The organism is Colwellia sp. M166, from assembly GCF_024585285.1.
GTDB lineage: Bacteria > Pseudomonadota > Gammaproteobacteria > Enterobacterales > Alteromonadaceae > Cognaticolwellia.
The window spans coordinates 3,049,261-3,067,516 of the sequence record NZ_CP040755.1; the positions used below are offsets into that span (position 1 = coordinate 3,049,261).

General features: G+C 37.7%; 10 protein-coding genes. 2 read left to right on the top strand and 8 right to left on the bottom strand.

Annotated elements, in window-relative coordinates; genetic code table 11:
• Positions 1–17 precede the first annotated feature (17 nt).
• The 3 genes from FGD67_RS13850 to rapA all read right to left on the bottom strand — a co-directional run bounded on the left by FGD67_RS13850 (position 18) and on the right by rapA (position 4,902).
• Positions 18–1,007, bottom strand: coding sequence for an alpha/beta hydrolase family protein (locus FGD67_RS13850; RefSeq protein WP_257171719.1), 990 nt, complete (start codon positions 1,005–1,007; stop codon positions 18–20).
• A gap of 89 nt (positions 1,008–1,096) precedes the next feature.
• Positions 1,097–1,780, bottom strand: coding sequence for a pseudouridine synthase (locus FGD67_RS13855; RefSeq protein WP_257171720.1), 684 nt, complete (start codon positions 1,778–1,780; stop codon positions 1,097–1,099).
• Between the two features lie 203 nt (positions 1,781–1,983).
• Entirely contained in the window at positions 1,984–4,902 is a 2,919-nt protein-coding gene (rapA, locus tag FGD67_RS13860; RefSeq protein WP_257171721.1) for an RNA polymerase-associated protein RapA, read from the bottom strand.
• A gap of 578 nt (positions 4,903–5,480) precedes the next feature.
• Between rapA and FGD67_RS13865 the strand changes: the two genes are divergently transcribed.
• A complete protein-coding gene (locus FGD67_RS13865; protein WP_257171722.1) occupies positions 5,481–6,860 on the top strand; it encodes a PhoH family protein in 1,380 nt (459 codons plus the stop codon).
• 644 nt (positions 6,861–7,504) lie between these two features.
• The gene (locus FGD67_RS13870; RefSeq protein WP_257171723.1) at positions 7,505–7,666 is read left to right on the top strand and encodes a hypothetical protein; all 162 of its coding nucleotides are present in this window, start codon (positions 7,505–7,507) and stop codon (positions 7,664–7,666) included.
• 90 nt (positions 7,667–7,756) lie between these two features.
• Here FGD67_RS13870 and FGD67_RS13875 read toward each other — a convergent pair whose 3' ends face one another.
• The 5 genes from FGD67_RS13875 to FGD67_RS13895 all read right to left on the bottom strand — a co-directional run bounded on the left by FGD67_RS13875 (position 7,757) and on the right by FGD67_RS13895 (position 18,248).
• Positions 7,757–9,151 carry a sigma-54 dependent transcriptional regulator gene (locus FGD67_RS13875; protein ID WP_257171724.1) on the bottom strand — a complete coding sequence of 465 codons (1,395 nt, stop codon included), beginning with the start codon at positions 9,149–9,151 and terminating at the stop codon, positions 7,757–7,759.
• Positions 9,152–11,665, bottom strand: a complete 2,514-nt coding sequence (locus FGD67_RS13880) for a PAS domain S-box protein (protein ID WP_257171725.1) — start codon at positions 11,663–11,665, stop codon at positions 9,152–9,154.
• Between the two features lie 68 nt (positions 11,666–11,733).
• Complete coding sequence (locus tag FGD67_RS13885; protein ID WP_257171726.1) at positions 11,734–14,175, bottom strand: HEAT repeat domain-containing protein; 2,442 nt, start codon at positions 14,173–14,175, stop codon at positions 11,734–11,736.
• A 229-nt stretch (positions 14,176–14,404) separates the two neighbouring features.
• On the bottom strand, positions 14,405–15,490 hold the full coding sequence (locus tag FGD67_RS13890; protein WP_257171727.1) for a putative porin: 1,086 nt from the start codon (positions 15,488–15,490) through the stop codon (positions 14,405–14,407).
• A 52-nt stretch (positions 15,491–15,542) separates the two neighbouring features.
• On the bottom strand, positions 15,543–18,248 hold the full coding sequence (locus FGD67_RS13895; protein ID WP_257171728.1) for a molybdopterin-dependent oxidoreductase: 2,706 nt from the start codon (positions 18,246–18,248) through the stop codon (positions 15,543–15,545).
• Positions 18,249–18,256 lie beyond the last annotated feature (8 nt).

The following is an 18,256-nucleotide window of genomic DNA, read 5'->3' on the forward strand; positions in this document are numbered from 1 at the left end:
AAGCAGCATTAACCAAACTACCAGCCTACTGAGCTAAGCCAGCCTATAATTTCTTTTGCTAAGGTTTTTTTGGGGTAATATCCTGTTACCCGATTGTTTAATTGTTTTTGTCGGTAATAGACTTTCATTTCTCTTTTTGCCGAGTCTTTCCTCAGTTTTGCATTGGCAAGCACTAAGCGGTTATCGCGTTTTAAGTATAAATCGAGTATTGGGTAGTCGGTCACGGCAAGTTGTTGGGCTATTTTATTGTTCGCTGCTATGGTTGGCATATAGCTGCTGAGCATGACTATTGCACTAGGAGTGGCAAGTAAATTTTGTTGATAAACATCGAGCAATAGAGCGGCATGACTACCTTCGGCAACGATAATGATAACTCCAGGATAGCCTTTTGCTTGTTCGATAACGGCAAGCATAATATCAGCAAGCTTTTTACTATAGCGGGTTAAACTTTCGCTGTTTTCAGTCTTGCGCTCTGCCGCTAGTAAGGCTTGTGACGGGTAATTATTAGGTTTATGGGGAGGGTGTAAGGTAATTGTGGTCCAGCCATATTTGGGGATTTCTTCGCGTAATTGGTTCAGTGCGTTAGGTGTTGCTATGCTTTGTTGCCAGTCGGGAATTAACACCATAACGCCCTTATTAATCGCCGTTGTGTGTTTATTGGTTGCGATAAGGTATTTTTCACTACCAACAAGTAAAGAGCTAATTTCTTCTGTTGCTAAATAATGCTCAATGTCTTGTTGCTGTTGTGTAAATGCATCAATAGGTGCCTTGATAATAGCTTGATGTTGATGCGCCGCGTTATCAGATTTTGTCGAGTCAGGGTTATCTGTTACTGCTTTACTTTCACTGCTTTTTTTGGCTTTATTGAGGTCTTCAGTATCCTTATTAGTCTTTGCGGCTTGTTCTTCTTGAGCACTGACAAACGCTAAGGATGCAGGGCTGTTTATGGCTAAGCATAAGGCAGTTAACATGACGAAGAATAATAGCGATTGTATTTTTGAGTACATAAAAAGCAAGGTTCCTAAGGCAGGTGAGAAAGTATATACACTTATTATCGACAAGAACCGTTATTTCTTTAAACTCACCGTTAATGGTTTTAGTCAAAAGGACAGGCTTTGGTAAACGTTAAGGTTTGCGCTGTAACAGGGTGGCTGATTTGTAGCATTTTTGCATGTAATTGCAAACGATTACTGCACGTTAGTGCCTGCTCATGAGCATAAAGTCGATCACCAAGTATCGGATGGCCGAGAGATAACATATGCACACGCAGTTGGTGAGAACGGCCGGTTACAGGGGTTAGTTCTACCAACGTTGTGATGTGATCATCATCATTTTCACGATAACTTAATACGCTATAGTGCGTTAGTGCGGCTTTGCCATGTTCATAGTCAACTTTTTGCTTTGGTCTGTTCGGCCAATCACAAATTAAAGGCTCTTTAACAGAGCCTTGGCTCTCAGCAATTTTACCAAAAACTCGAGCAATATAACTTTTTTGCGTTAATCTTTTTTCAAACTGACGACTAATAGCAACATGCGCAGGTTTATTAAGGGCCATTAAAATAATACCTGATGTTGCCATGTCTAATCGATGCACCACCGTTGCACTTGGCAGGACTTTTAACACTCTGTTTTGTAAGCAGTCTTGATGCTCAGGTAAACGTCCCGGTACCGTTAATAAGCCACTGGGTTTATTTAACACCACGATATCATTGTCTTGATACACAATATCAAGATAGGGGGTCATGGGAGGCTGATAAATAAAGTCAGGGTTAGCACCCATGTTGATTTTCCTTAGAAGTTGTTGAGTCGTATTGTTGAATAGCTGACTAAATTTTTAGCTTGATCTAGATTAAAAACATAAACAGGTTAATATTAATTTAGCTTTTATCGTCAAGTTGTTATTAAGATGAAATAGTAGGGTAATAAAAGCCCGATGGCTAGCTAAATGCTAGTGTTACCGGGCTTTGTCATAAGTTTTTAGTGCTAGTTACTGACAACAATTAAGCGTACAGCTTCAAACTTAATTTGTGCTTTAGCAATATATTCAGCTAAAGCATTTTTTTGCATCAAAATGAAGTCAATTTCTTGCTGGCGAACACTAGGGTTTATAGCTTTTAATGCCGTTAAGCGCTGATGTTCTTCATCCATGGCGACTTGCATGCCAACTAATGCTTTTTGTTGAATAGTGGCAATTTGTTGCTCAGCATGGGCTTCTGCTTTAATCACTAGTGGCGAAACTTGGCTTTTCAGCGCTTTAACTAATTGTAAAGCCACTTGTTTCTTGACCGGTGATAACTGCTGATCTAATACTGCTTCGCTAACCTTATCGGCAAGGTCATTACCATTCTTATCAACCAAAATACGAATAGGCGTTGTCGGTAAATAACGGCCTAATTGTAAGTTGCTTGGTGCAATAGCTTCTAAGGTAAATATACACTCTAAGAAAAATGTGCCCGCAGGTAGTGCCGGATTTTTTAATAGGCCGATGCTTGAGTTACCAATTTCATCAGATAAGACCAAATCCATAGCGCCACGCACCATTGGATGATCCCAAGTGATCAGTTGGTAGTTTTCAACGGCTAAAGCGGTTTGACGATTAAAGGTAATCGTTGCGCCATCTTCAGGCAAACAAGGGAAGTTTGTACACAGCATATGTTCAGAAGGTTGCAATGCAATCGCGTTATCTGCTTTATCATCTTGTTGAATACCAAAAACATCCAACAATTGAAACATAAATTGTGGCAGATGAATTTGTTGATCTAATTTTTCTATTTTTTTAACTAAGGCTTGTGCTTTACCTTGACCAGAAGAGTGTAATTCTAATAACTTATCTCGGCCATTTTCCAGGTCTTGCTTGATAGCAATATGCTTTTCATGACTTTGCTTGATCAGCTGTTCTGCCTCGTTAGAGTCCCAGCTAGCACTAAGTGCAAGGTCAAACAAAGTATCGCCAAAGGCTTGAAAAACAGCATGACCAGTAATACAAGTGTGCTCAAAAGCATTTAAAGCCTGTTTATACCATTTAAACAATAAGCTCTGTGCTGAATCTTGAAAATATGGCACATGAATGCGGATAGTTTCAGTTTGACCAATACGGTCTAAACGGCCAATACGTTGTTCAAGTAAATCCGGGTTACGTGGTAAATCAAACAATACCAAGTGGTGAGCGAACTGGAAGTTACGGCCTTCACTACCTATTTCAGAACAGAGCAATACTTGCGCGCTATCTTCATCCTGTGCAAAGTAAGCGGCAGCGCGATCGCGTTCAAATATGCTTAAACCTTCATGGAATACCGCAGCACGCATACCTTCTTTAACACGAAGGGCTGTTTCTAAGTCAATTGCTGTTTGGGCATGGGCACAAATAACTAATACTTTCTCTTTTTTAAGCGATTGTAATAAATCAATTAAATATTCAACGCGAGGGTCAATGTCATACCAATCTTCGTGGCTGTCTAGGCTAAATAGGGTTTCTGGAGAGAAGATAAACTTCGCTTGTGCTTGTGACTTTAAGTCTTCAGCAGTGCCAGATAACAAGAGTTCATTGATCGACTCTTGATAGGCTTCTGGCATAGCAAGTGGCGTGGCATGTAATTCACGACCTGGGAAGCCTTTAATCGTATTGCGGCTATTACGGAACAAGATACGACCTGTACCATGACGGTCTAGCAATTGATCAAGAATGTGCTGGCGAGCATTTTTTTGCTGATCTTCTTCAGGATGATTGATTGCCGCAATATAAGTACTAACGTCAGCTGCTTTTAACAATGTGGTTAATGTGGCGACTTGTTCGTTAGCTAATGGTTCAGTAGTAACCAAGGTATTGGCCGCATCAGCAACTTCGGTGTAATGCTGCTCTTCTTCGGTAAACTTTTGATAATCGAAGAAACGGTCAGGATCAAGTAATCGTAAACGGGCAAAGTGACCTTCATGGCCTAATTGATCTGGTGTTGCTGTAAGTAACAATACGCCTGGAATGGTTTGCGCTAATTGCTCAATACATTGGTATTCAATACTGGCGTTGTCTTGTTGCCAGCTCAAATGATGGGCTTCATCAACAACCATTAAGTCCCATTCTTCCTCGATAAGCGCTTCATACCAACGTGGATTTTTAGTAATAAAGCCAAGATTAACAAGTACTAATTGTTCAGAGCTGAAAGGATTTTCGCTTTCACCTTCGTCGTTACTTGAGGTTTCTTCACAACGACTTTCATCAAAGATACTAAAGGGTAAGTTAAAGCGGCGTAACATCTCCACCAACCATTGGTGCATTAATGACTCTGGCACTATGATCAGTACGCGTTTGGCACGGCCTGTAACTAATTGTTGATGAATGATTAAACCAGCTTCAATCGTTTTACCTAGGCCAACTTCATCAGCGAGTAAAACACGTGGCGCAAAACGACTGCCGACTTCTTCAGCAATATATAATTGATGTGGGATCAAGCTAACGCGACCACCACTAAGGCCCATTAAATCTGATTGTTGTTGGCTAAATTGATGATGCAAACAATCTTTGCGTAAACGAAACCAATCAAGGCGATCAATTTGACCATTTAACAACCGATCATGAGGCTTATTAAATTTAATAAAATGATCAATCATCATTTCTTTTAGTGAACTAGCTTCTCCGGTATCTTGTCGAACACCAAAATAAGTCAGTAAATTATGGCTCTCTTCGAAAGATTCAACGGTTAGTGACCAACCTTCATGGCTTGGAATACTATCGCCAGCATTAAATATAACTCGCGTGAGTGGTGCATTGTCTATGGCGTATTGTCTTGCATCCCCAGTTGCCGTAAACACGATAGTAACAAAACGACCTTCGACTGCGGTAACGGTACCTAGTCCTTGATCTGACTCACTATCACTAATCCAGCGCTGCCCAGGGTAAAATGTCATAGAAAAAACTCCAATTCAATAATTCGCGTAATAAATACATGTCAAAAAAAAGGCGCTATAGTATCGTTAATCATAGAAGTGATCATTAAATAAATCCGGAAAAGGGCACTTTTTTTGATTAAAACTTATAGAATTGAATTTTACTTTGGCAATCATGACCATTAGCGTTTCTGTGTGAGTTGAGTTCTAGTTAAAGTAAAAAGCCTTTACTATATTTAATGCGTTTAATTATCAGCTGTTTATAATTTTTATTCCTTAAATTCAGTACGCTGTAGTACGGAAGGCTTAACTGAGCCTTGTTAGTAATATCTATTCGCAGATAGCTGAGCTCGCTGCTGTCATTAAAATGCCATGGATGTTACTTTGTTTAATAAAGCGACTTGCTTACAGGAAAATAAACTGTCAAAGTAGTTATAAGCTTAGTAGCGCGAGCTGTTTTTATGATTGTAAGCACAATGGTAAGAACAAACAGGTAATTAAATTGTTTTTGGTTAGATGAGTTATCAACTTTTTGTGGTTTCTAGCAGCAGTTTATAACAAGCATGCTGTGGGGCCTTCACTTGGTAAAGGACTTTCATATGACAGCAGTAAAAATTATTTATGTTTTAGATACCAATATATTACTTCACGAACCTTTCGCTTTTCTCTCCTTTAAAGAACATGATGTCGTGGTACCTATGACGGTATTAGAAGAACTCGACTCCATCAAAGACCGCCAGAAAGATGTCAGTCGTGATGCGCGAGTAGCGATCAGAGCGCTTGAAGATATTCTGGTTAATGCCTCACCTGAGCAAGTACTTGCGGGGGTTAAATTACCCCAAAATGATGAGTTACACCCCAGTGGTTGTTTGTCTATTTTTAATGATTACGCCTTAGAGGAAAGTAAGGTTAAATTGTCTTTCAATGAAAATGATAACCGCATTATTAGTTGCGCTATTTATTTGCAATCCAAAAATCCTAAAAATAAGGTTGTGCTAGTCACTAAAGATATCAACATGCGCTTAAAAGCCAAAGGAGCAGGCCTCGCTTTTGTTGAAGACTACCGCAGTGATCAATTAATTGATGATATTAAATTTTTAACCAAAGGCTATCATCAATTTTCAGGTGATTTTTGGCAACATGTTGAGAAGTGTGAAAGTGAAACGGAAGGGCGCAATACGACTCATTATATTAAACGTGATGTTTTACCTAACCGTTACATGAATGAATATTTGATTGATGAAGGCGAACACTTTGCCGCTAAGGTGACTGGCTGGGATAATGAGAACTTAGCAATAACAGATTTGAGCCGTGAGCGCTTGATGGCAAAACAGGCTTGGGGCATTCACCCGAAAAACATCTATCAAGGCATGGCGATGGATGCTTTACTTGATCCGACCATTGATTTAGTCATTTTGACAGGACCAGCAGGGTGCGGTAAGACTTTGTTAGCATTAGCCACAGCGTTAGAACAAGTGATAGAACGCGGGCTTTACGATAAGATTATAGTCACCCGTAGTACACCAGAAATAGCGGAATCAATTGGTTTTTTACCGGGTACCGAAGAAGAGAAAATGGCACCTTGGCTTGCGGCGATAACCGATTCATTAGAAGTACTGCACAAACAAGATGAGAATATGAATGGCAGCCTTAATTATATTATGGACAAAGCTAATATTCAGTTTAAGTCGGTTAACTTTATGCGTGGCCGCAGTATTCAGAACTCCTTAGTATTACTTGATGAATGTCAAAACCTTACCGCTTCACAATTAAAGACCATTATTACCCGTTGCGGTGAAGGCACCAAGTTAGTTTGTTCAGGTAATTTGGCACAAATTGATAGTAATTATTTAACCGCAGTAACTTCAGGTTTAACTTATATTGTTGAGCGTTTTAAGGACTTTCCTGGTAGTAGTACCATCAATTTAAATGGTGTAGTACGCAGCCGATTGGCATCATTTGCCGAAGAAAATTTATAGTGAAAATTTATATTAATGTGTTCACTAGGCAAGTGCTCTACGTTTCCCGCTGATTGTCTAGATAATATAGCATTCAGTCTAAAAACCCCGGCTACGAATTAACAGCTTGTACTGTCAATTCGTAGTCGGGTTTTTTGAATTAAGTAGTAGTGATAGCAACTTTACTAAGTTTCTTCCCACTCAGTGAAATTTAAAAGCTTTAGCGGCACAGGTTCACAGCCCCAGACTGAACCTAAGCACCAACATCCATGTTGGCAAGGCATTAGTTGAAGATAATGGTTATTCTCGATAACTGCTCCTGCGTTGCTCTAATGACTCATGCCCCTGTGAGAACCTTATAGAAATCAATAGCATGGCCTGTAATGTTTTTAAAATCACCCTTGGTAAGCGCTGAGTAGGAACAAACTTAATAAACTTGGTATTAGGTATGTTAGTTTATTATATTTTTTTGAATATGAAGTTATAATAGATTGATTTAATAGTGTTATATTTTTTTTATGTGAGTGTGAAAAGTGTGTTTATTTGATTTTAATCCGATTTAGGAAGTATTATCTTGTTCTTTATTTAGTTATGCTGATGGAAACATAGCAGCGCAAGGATAGCAAAAATCTACGCTTTGCGCAGGCAGTCATGGGCAAACTGGTATGGCTAGGAATCAACAATATCCAAACCTTGCCGGACAAAAAGCTGTTTATTTAATATCCGCATTAAGCAGTTATAAAACAGGGCAACGCAAGGGTGGACAATCCGCAGTGATGTACGGTACGGTTGCAAGCTTAACTGAGAAAAATATTGAATATTTATAACCGCTTATTTAAATTCATTAGAGGCAAAAAAATAGCAGTAAATAGTTTGATTGTTTATATGCCATTCAATAAGTCTATGTTTACAATAGCTTATGATCTAGGTTGTTGTAAACTATATTGAATGATTAATCGTTGTAACCTAGGGCGTGATACGCCTAAAAGTTCGCAAGACTTTCCTTTATGCCAATTTGTTTGTGTTAATACTTTAATAACATGCCGTTTTTCTATATCCATCAATGTATCTTCATTTTTCTGAACAGTTCTGTCTTTCTGAGGCTCTACATCTTCAGTAAAAATACAAATATTTCGATCATCATTAATTAGTTGCGGCAATAAATCCAAACTAATTATTGAACCATGTGTGATCGTAACGGCTTTAGTTAATAAGTTTTCTAATTCTCGAATATTACCTGGCCATGAATATTTTTGAAACGCAACCATGACTTCTTTAGTTAATTGGGTAACATTTCGATTTAGTTGACTATTTATTTGTGCGAGTAGCACTGAAATTAGTTGAAATAATTCCTCTTTTCTTTCTCGCAGTGGCGGCATGTTCAAATTGATGACTTGTAGGCGATAATATAAATCTTCGCGAAAACGTCCAGCCTTAACTTCTTCAAGTAAGTTTCTATTAGTTGCGGATAGTACACGTGCAGTGGTATGTTTTGTTTCTTTACCTCCTATAGGGGTGTATTCTTTTTCTTGCAGAACTCTCAACAGTTTTGCTTGTAACGTTTGTGAAAGTTCACCTATTTCATCGAGAAAAATTGTACCACCATTGGCAAGTTCAAACTTACCTAGCTGATTGCAGATAGCGCCAGTAAAAGCGCCTTTCATGTGACCAAACATTTCAGATTCAATTAAGTTTTCAACCATAGCGGCACAATTTATAGCGACAAATGGTCCTTTAGGTGTTTGGCTAGAAGTATGAATAGCGCGAGCGGCCATTTCCTTACCTGTGCCGCTTTCACCGGTAATGAGTACCGTTGTAGGTGTACGAGCAATGCGGCCTATGGTTTTAAAAACTTCAAGCATTGCTTTAGAACCACCAACCATTTTTTTCTGGTTCTCATGATTAAGTTCTACATTATTTATGGTGATAATATCTTTACGTTTTCTTGCGCATACCATCATCGCTCTGTTAACAGCAGTATTGATTTCATTAAGATCAATAGGTTTATGAATATATTCATCAGCACCTTGTTGCATTGCTTCAATGGTATTTTCCATATCATGAAATGCAGTCACCATAATAATATGGCTATCAGGTAACTGAGATTTTAAGCTAGGTAAAAGCTCTAAGCCACTTTTACCCGGCATACAAATATCTAATATAATAACATGAGGGTTTACTATGGAGGCTAGTTTTTCACCTGTTTGCGCATCATGTGCAATATGAACCTCAAAAGATTGACTTTTAAAGTATATTTGTAGCGTTCTACAAATCGCTACTTCATCATCAATTATTAATAGTTTCTTTAACATTTAATTTTTATTAATCCTTTTTGAGTGGATAGGGATAATTACAGTACAATATGTTCCACCATCCTGGTGAGCTTTTAATGTTATCTCACCATTATAATAACTAATAATATTTTTCACTATCGTTAAACCTAAACCTGTACCCTTGGCTTTTGTGGTAAAGAAAGGTTCGAATATTTTTTTATCCATAAAAGGAGCAATAGTTTCACCGTTATTGCTAATGATAACTCTTAGTTTTTCACCTGATGCCATCATCACCATCCCGATAGAAATATCTACTCTGGGAGTGTTATTTTTATCGATTAGGGCTGCATCAATTGCATTAACAATTAAATTTTGAAAAACTTGCCTCATTTTAGTCACATCTGCATGTAATTGAGGTAAGTCATTTTCAGTGTCATAGTTAATGTTTACCGTTTTATATTTTTCGATTTTAAGCTCACTGTCTAACACCGTTTGAATGATATTTCCAAGCTCAAGCCATTGATGCTTATTCTTATCCGGACGAGCATACGCGAGCAAACTAGTAAGAATATTCTCCATATATTGAATCTGCTCTAAAGATATTTCAGTTAGCTCTATAATTTCAGGTTTGGTATCGGCTAACTGTTGAGGAAGCATTTGCATAGTCATTTTTATAGAAGATAAGGGGTTCCTTAAATCGTGCGCAATCATATAAGCCATTCGACCAACAACAGCATCATGCTCATGTTTTAATTTATTTTCTTGTTCCTTTTGCAGCACTAACGACAATCTTCTCTCTTCGGTAATATCACGCTTTACTGCAATATAAGCAATGTTTTCATTTTGTTTATTTTTAACTGAAGAGATTGTTGCTGCCTCCCAATACTCTTGGCCATTTTTTTTGCGGTTACAAAATTCTCCATGCCATATACCGCCATTTTCTATAGTTTTCCATAAAACTTCAGTATTAGTATTAGCATCTGTTTTTACTGTTTTTAAAAAGGAAGGGGATCTGCCTAAGGCTTCTGAACTACTATATCCAGTAATGTCAGTAAAATTAGGGTTAACATAAGTAATAATACCTTTTAAATTAGTGATCATAACGGTGATAGCTGCTTGCTCTACAACTTGAAACAATTTATTCCGTTCTATTTCTAGCTCTAATTGATCTGTAATATCATCCCCAATAAGAGTTAAATACTCTTGGCTTTCATTAATATCAGTGAAAAAACTAGATGTCCACTTGTAAGTTCTTCCTTTAACTTGATTATTTGATACTCTAAATTCTAGAGAAAGTTGTTCTTTAGGGTTACTAATGAGAGCAGATACTTGTGCTAGTTCATGAATGTTTTCTTTTTCCATAAAGGATAAACACCAATCTTTTTCTAAAATATCTTTTTTCTTACACCCTAATTGAGTTAAAAAATATTGATTAACAAAAACTAGTTTTCCATTGGGGCTAATAATAATTGCGGCTAATTTTAGTCCTTCCAATATCTGTCGAAAACGTTGCTCATATTGAGTCCTTTTTATTGTTTCTTGATGACTGACTTTTATTCGAGTGTAGATAACGCTTAAAATGAAGCAAATTACAAAAATTGCCGAATATAAAGGAAATCTATGGTCAAAGAATTCTTGTCTGGTAACATTTAACTCAGTAGGCAACAACTGAGATATTAAAATCCAATCATTATTTCCTGTGTTTTTAACATTTGTCTTAGATCTAACCGAAGTAAAGGTATAATAACCGCTGTCAACTTTCATTTGCCCTTGTAAGTCATTCTCAACTTGCTGCCATAATGAAGGATATATTTCTTTTAAGCTTTTTATTTTCCCTAAGACCCATTCAGCCCCAGAGCTTTTATCTTGTAAATAGAGTAGCTGTCCTTTGTCATTAATTAGAAACAATTGTTGTTGATGTAGTCCGGAAGCTTCGATAAAACGAGAAATTAAATGACTTGCTAAATAATTGATCACCACCACCCCTTGTCGTCGAGAAAAACTGTTAAATACAGGCATTGCGAAACGAACTGTAGGGGTCAGTGGTTGAGCTATTTTTCCGTTTTCCATATTCCAATCAATAGGTGAAATATAACTTTCATTGTAAGCTAAGCTATTTGCTTGATTAAAATAATATCGAGAAGATTTATCTTGTAATTTTGATTTGCGAATAGGCAGCGCATAACCGTTTTTACTTCGCTCTACTCGAATGACCTCCATACCTTTATTATCAATAAAGCGGATTTGTACATATCGAGGTTTATTTTTACTAAAACTTAAAAATTGTGTTTTGAGTGATTCTTCTGCCTTAAAGTCTATATAGTCAAACACTCGAAATCCGGAAGATAGGACGCTAGTGTCTCCTAAAACTTGTTCAAGATCTGCTTGAATTGCTATGCGGCCAGCCTCAACCGCGCTCTTTTGCTGCTTTATTAAAGACTGCCATTTACTGTCTAATGTACTATCATAATCGACAACAATAATAATGCTGATGAATAAGATTGTTGGTAGCAATATTTTTGTTAAAGCAATAGCAAAACGGCGATGGGCCAAATCATTTTCTCCAAATTTAAGATAGTAGTGATTGAGAAACAGCTATGATAAAAAATGTGCACTAATAGTTATTGAGCTGTTGAAAACTGACTTACTCCATAGAGATATTCCAATTGATTAAACAAATATTTGCGCTGACTAAATTCTTCACTAGAAGATAGACGAGATAATATCACTTTAGTAGCCTTGACTGTATCAATAACCTTTAAAGCTTTACCTACAGTTCCAGCTAAAACACCACCATCAACACAACCGGTATCGACAAGTTTTTCGATAAGAGGAATTTTAAGGTTTTGAATAAATATAACCGCTGCTTTTCGAACACCGTATTCAGGATCATCTAAACAGGCTATCACTAATCGAATGCTTTTCTCATCTCTACTTTCATCTTTGTTTTCATCGCGCACCACATGCTGTTGAGCAGAAATATGCTTGGCTTTTTTAGAAATTAATTCGCCCAAAGCATGAATTGATTGAATACGGACATTTTGATCTCCGTTTGCTAAAGCATCTTGTAAAGCTGGAATTGCTTGGCGATGTTTCAATTGTCCTAATATTTTAGCTGCCAAATATTGAATCTCCTCATTTCCTCCAAATAATAACGTTGAGCAAATACCGACTATATTACTTAGACCTTTAATTTTAAGATCATTTTCAACAATTCGATTAAGGGCCGTTAATAAAGCGATATTGAGTTCAATATCAGGGGTCCTTAAACTTTCTAAAATAAGCTGTACAGTCGATTTTACTGGGTAGTAAGCGAGTGCTTGAGCAGCAAGAACCTGATTATTGATTATAGCAATACGAGCATTTTTCTTTCTTGAATAACCTAGTTTGTTTCCACTTTGTAGGTGTTCTTCAACGATGCCATTGAACTCAACCATTTCTTTAGGTTGTTCTTCTAATAATTGACGTAAGCGTTGATCTTGATCTATTTCCTTTGCCGCGGGATTAATTGCTTCATTAATCGCCGTAGCACCAATAGCAGCCAAAGTTGAAGTGACTACAGGAGTATCTTCTGAAAGTTCAATTTCAGGTTGGCTGCCAATATCTTGTTTTATTTCAGACATCAAATTATCAATAGTATCGTTATTTTCAATGGTATCTGTTTCAATAACTGTTACTGGGATCACTTGCTCAGCTTTTATATTATTGTTTATTTTTATTTCTTTTGTTGATAATGCCTCCATACTCGTAGCTTGAGTGGGGAGCTCTTTATTGATAACTAAGTGATACAAACAGCATTCGGCAGGGTTAAACTCATCATCAAAAGGGAGTTTTGCCGTTTTTGCAATAACTTCCAATGCTGCGGTTCTCACAACATTGTCTTTTTCATTTAATAGGCTAATTATTGGCGCGAGAGTTACTTCATCATTTTTAATATGTATAGCATAGTATTGAATTAAATCTCGACGAATATGGCTTGATAACGCTTTATTACTAATCAGTTCAATAAATATATCCTGAAAAGAAGTATTATTTTTATTAAACAGCAATTTTGCTGCCAATAACATGAGCTCTTCATCCGAGTGTGTTATAAATTGTGTTAAAAATTTATAATCTGCCGCTGTCATTTCATCAGCATAAGCCGACATTTCACCTGCAATTTTAAATAGTGCTTTACAGGCATTGTCATTAGCTTCTTTCGCTATCGATAATAGCATGTGTGGGGAGATAGCTTTTAAGCCATCAGGAAGTGAGCGAGCAATGTTTATTACGGAAAGAATTGCAGCCTCCGCGACATCAGTATCGGTGTCTGCAAAACAGTGTGCTAGAGGCTCAAATGCTTCGTACAAAGAAAAATGACCTAACGTTTGACAAGCGGCTAATCTTACATGGGCATCTTGGTGGCTTATTAATTTAACTATTTCATTTAAGCAAAGTGCGTAATGTTCACTTTTACATTGCGCTAGGGCACTTACAGCACGTCTAATTGTTCGATTTGAGCTTTCTGCTAAAATCGATAGAAGAAACTCTACTCCTTTTAGATCGGCTTTTGCTAAGGCTGTTAAAATTTCTGGTTCTAAATCTTGGCAACTTTCTGATTTTAATAACTGGGTTAACACAGGTACTGCTTTTGAAACTTGATGGTCGCCAATACCAATAATCGCTATGCGCTGAATATCCCAATAGTCATCCCAGCCATCGAGGTTATATTCTTCCATTCCAGCGGGTCGTTCCTGCGCAAGCCCTAGCAAGATATCAAGCGCATCATCAGTTCCTATGTTTGATAATGCTTTTGTTGCTGCAATTCTTACATCCCCTAAATCATGATTACTCATTGCCTGTTTTAAAACAGGAATGGCGTCTTTACAAGCCAATTTACCTAGCGCTAACGCCGCTTCGGTACAAACATCATCATCATCATCACCTAGTCGTTCAATCAGTTGTTGGCTAGTTTCTGTTGCATTTAAATTTGCTAATGCTCTAACTGTGTAAAAACGGTCAGCTTCATTACCTTTGTCGAGCCAAGTTAATAAGTTACTTATTACAGCTTCTCTTCCCATCATGAATTCTCCAGATGATTTTTATTTATATATAGTATGCTCAGCAAGAACCAAACCATATTGATGACATATCTAACTTATTGAAAAATAAATCAATTAATTTGTTCGTTTTGGTTGTAAGTATAAAATTTAACGATTCGTTAAATTTTATACTTACACTATTAAGAAAAAAGGAAATCGAAAGATTTCCTTTTTTCATTCGTTAAGTGAACTGATTAATAGCTTTCAATGGTTAAAATTTATAATTAACATTGAGTTGTAAGCGAGTTCGCTCATTTTCATTGAAAATCGCATCACTAATACTCTCTGGAAGGAGCGCTTTGTCTGTTAAGCGCTTCATACTATATAAACGTAAATCAATAGCGACTTTTGGATTAACATTGTAGTCAAGTTGTAGGCGATAGCCTTTATAATTAGAGACACCTGTATTGCCTGGATTTGGAAAATCGTCTTGCGACACTGTACCATCTCCGATGGTTGAAAAGGCTTCAACATGTAACCAATAAGCACGTATACCCCAACCATTATTAAATGAATAACGTGCTTGAAATGTATAGGCAGTATCTTCAATATCAGCGTCCGAGACAATATACTCAGTAATGAATCTGACTTTGTCTGTTTTCCAATCAGCCATTGCCATAAAATAGTTTTCTGCATTAAAAATATTACCGCTATCTACCTTAGCTCCACCTAACGTTAGTAGTAATTCACTTTGTGCAAAATTAGTATTGAAAACAGCTTGAGCGAACGTAGCATCAATATCATCATTCCAATTGCCTTCAACAAGCGTAGCGTAGGCACCATTAAAAGTGAATTTACCTACCTTATAGGTTGCTGCAAGTGCTGTTGGGTTTATATCTGCATCCCAGAATACTTCAGTACTATTTATGAAATTAAGAGGCGTTTTCCCTGCAACTAAAGTTAAATCATCAACACCAGTATAAGCAATGAAAGCTTGATCAAAACCGATATCTGCGTCGTTATCATCACCTACCACTTTGTCATTTTCGACTTTGACGGTACTAAAATTAACATGTGGTGAATTAAGGCTTGAAGCGTTAGTTGCTATACGCATTTGCCCTAACCAATTGTTTGCTACTTCGTATTTGATTCCTAAGCGAGCGCGATATCGTAGACGTTCACGATCGCGTTCAGAGCCATTGGACTTTTCACTGTCATCTCGTTCAGCACGTATACGCATATCACCAAAAAGTTTTACTTTATTTCCGTCATCTAATGGTACATCTGCCAAGGTTGTGGTTGAAATTAAGGCGGCAGCAAAGACTCCACCGATGGAAAAGAGTTTTTTATTTAACATGTTATTCCCCTAAAGGGTGTAGATTGTGGGGAGCTAACTCCCCATAAATGATTTAAACGATATTTCTAGGAGCAAATGAAAAACTGCGGAATTCAGATTTATATTTACTCTCTCCTAGTTTTCGAATGTTAGCAACACCCATTTTGAAGTTATAGTTACCAGAAATCTGATCTACAACACGGGCTGTTAATGAATTGCTTGGTTGGCGCATATCCATCATATTAGCGTAAAGCACACCTTTTTTAACGCAAGGTGTGACGATAGCAACAGCTGTTACTGCGGCTTTGCTCAACTCAATATGACCATTCTTCATAAGACTACTGAACTGAAAGTCATTACCGTGTACACCTAGAATGGTATCTTTAAAAGCAGCGACACGATCGGAGTACATCATGACTTGATCGCCAGATTCAATTCCGCGCTTTTTAGCATCTTCAGGATTGATTTCTACCCAGTTTTCAGGCCAACGTTGAATGGTATATGCACGTCGTTCGACATCATCAAAGCCAGATTGCCAAATTTCGTTGATACGACCATTTGAAAACCAAAGTTCATCTTCCTTGGGCGTTATCCATTCATAGAAGTCAGAAAAAAGATTCCAAGGGTGTTTCTGTAGATTGATTTTACCGGTTTGACTGTTAAAGTGAGTTAACTTTTTACCTAAGACATTTGCCCCTTTAGGTCCATTTTCGAGCCCCATCTCTTTTAAACGTGTTTTGTCTTGCATTAATTCGGTATCATGCAAACGTTTTGTACCAACTAATTTACCTGTATCATAATTATAAAATACAGGTCCTTGAATGCCATCAGTACCAAATTCTCGTAGTTTTTCATGTAAGGTTTTCCCCTCTTTGTGAGCGGCAATTTTAACCATATGAAAGTCTTTGCGTGATCCACGGGAGAAACGTGAAGCTTCTTCGGCAACATCATTCGAGTTCTTCCAGTCAAAACCATCAAACCCCATACGTTTTGCCAGTTGACTAATGATCCACCAATCAGGTTTTGCCTGGCCTGGTGCGTCATTGAATTTTTGATAAAGTCTTAAGCGACGCTCACCATTGGCGCGGATAAAATCTTCTTCACCCCAGCCAGCTGCAGGAAACACTATATCTGCAAATTTGGCACCTATGGGATCTCGAAGGTAAATATCTTGGTTAATTACCACCATACCTCCAGAGTCAGCACGTTTTTTGAGCGTTTCAATAATCTCTTTTTTATCATAGGTATATACTTGGTGAGGATTTCTAGTTACAAGTTCCCAGAACTTTTTCTGTAATCCTTGAGTACCACACATTGATTGAATCCACGTCGTGCCAATAACATGAGCAAAACGCGTATGTCCTGAATAAGTCCAACGGTCAGTATCAAGTGCTCTACGACGACGACCAGGTACTTTCTCTGGTGATTTGTTACGTGGTAATTTACCTCCACCTAAACCACCACGTTGATGCCCGCCCAATCGTCCAATCACCTGTCCTGCTCTACCACCTGCTCCAATTATGGTAGCCAAAGAACTGATTGCGTTGGTATTTCCGGTATTATTTGACCAATAAAACCCTTTTTCAATGGCAATTGATGATTTGATACGTGTGCCATCTGCTTTCGGTTTCGCCAGCATTTCAGCTGCTTTATAAATTTTTTCAATATCTATTCCAGCAACTTCAGCCGCATATTTTGGGTCATATTCTTTTTGTTCAAATACCCATTTTTTATAGTCTTCATAACCTTTTGTCTGGAATTTCCCCCAGGTTGTTCGCCATTGCCAAGGGGTGTTGCGAGTACCTTGCCCGAAGCCTGAATTTGACTCCCATTGGTTGTTAACCCACTTATCAATCCACTCTTTGTCTTGCCAACCATTTTCCATAATAACTTTTAATATGGCACCTAAAACTAAGTTATCTGAACCAGGGTTAACATCCAAGTGCAAACCTCCATGCTTTTTCATAAAAGCTATACCGGCCGTTTCTCGTGGATTCAAAATCACTGTTTTCATACCAGATAATATTGCCGGCATCATGAATTGTGTAAATAAAACCGTTTTAGTTTCATAAGGGTCAGTGCCGCACACCATTAAAGTATCAGCACTAGCCCAGTCATCGTAAGCAGGGGCAAAGTTATCAAAACCAGCATCTCGAAAACCAGGAGTTGATGTAACGTCGGATGGGGTATCATGAAAACTGAAATTTGCGGTGTTTACGTGACGTAATGCATATTTGGTTACCGCATAAGTATTCTCAATATATTGATACGAAAATGATTTTACTCCATATGCATTATCACCATGCACTTTCCTTACATGATTTCCAACTTCAGCGGCAATATCAAGAGCAAAACCCCAAGGAACTGGTTGTAATTGACCTCCAATCCTAAGTAGTGGCTGAGTTAAACGATCGCGGGTTCCTGTTTTGGGGTTATAGGGTTTTTGCGCTAACAAACCACCGCGCATACTCGAATCACCATTTTTGTTGATGTGTTTATTCCCTTTATCGGGAATGATAATGATATTATGAGGTTTCCCTTCATGCATAATTACGTTGTGTTGTGTGGGGGCTACCCATGCTTGTAGCGCTGATGTCGGGAAATCAACCCCAAATGCATTTTGGTGTGCTTTTACGCCGCCATTAGCGACCTCTAGTGGCCAACGATAAACATTATAACCACAGCCAACAATGCAATAATCACAGGCTGTAGTGATTATTTCTGCTGATTTTGGTGGTAAAGGCGCGTGATCTTCTGGAATATAAAAATTAGTAGTCATTTTTGTTC

Excerpts from the sequence above, each read along its gene's own strand:
- FGD67_RS13850 (WP_257171719.1), bottom strand. The coding sequence starts at position 1,007 with ATGTACTCAAAAATACAATCGCTATTATTCTTCGTCATGTTAACTGCC.
- FGD67_RS13855 (WP_257171720.1), bottom strand. The coding sequence starts at position 1,780 with ATGGGTGCTAACCCTGACTTTATTTATCAGCCTCCCATGACCCCCTAT.
- rapA (WP_257171721.1), bottom strand. The coding sequence starts at position 4,902 with ATGACATTTTACCCTGGGCAGCGCTGGATTAGTGATAGTGAGTCAGAT.
- FGD67_RS13865 (WP_257171722.1), top strand. The coding sequence starts at position 5,481 with ATGACAGCAGTAAAAATTATTTATGTTTTAGATACCAATATATTACTT.
- FGD67_RS13870 (WP_257171723.1), top strand. The coding sequence starts at position 7,505 with ATGGCTAGGAATCAACAATATCCAAACCTTGCCGGACAAAAAGCTGTT.
- FGD67_RS13875 (WP_257171724.1), bottom strand. The coding sequence starts at position 9,151 with ATGTTAAAGAAACTATTAATAATTGATGATGAAGTAGCGATTTGTAGA.
- FGD67_RS13885 (WP_257171726.1), bottom strand. The coding sequence starts at position 14,175 with ATGATGGGAAGAGAAGCTGTAATAAGTAACTTATTAACTTGGCTCGAC.
- FGD67_RS13890 (WP_257171727.1), bottom strand. The coding sequence starts at position 15,490 with ATGTTAAATAAAAAACTCTTTTCCATCGGTGGAGTCTTTGCTGCCGCC.
- FGD67_RS13895 (WP_257171728.1), bottom strand. The coding sequence starts at position 18,248 with ATGACTACTAATTTTTATATTCCAGAAGATCACGCGCCTTTACCACCA.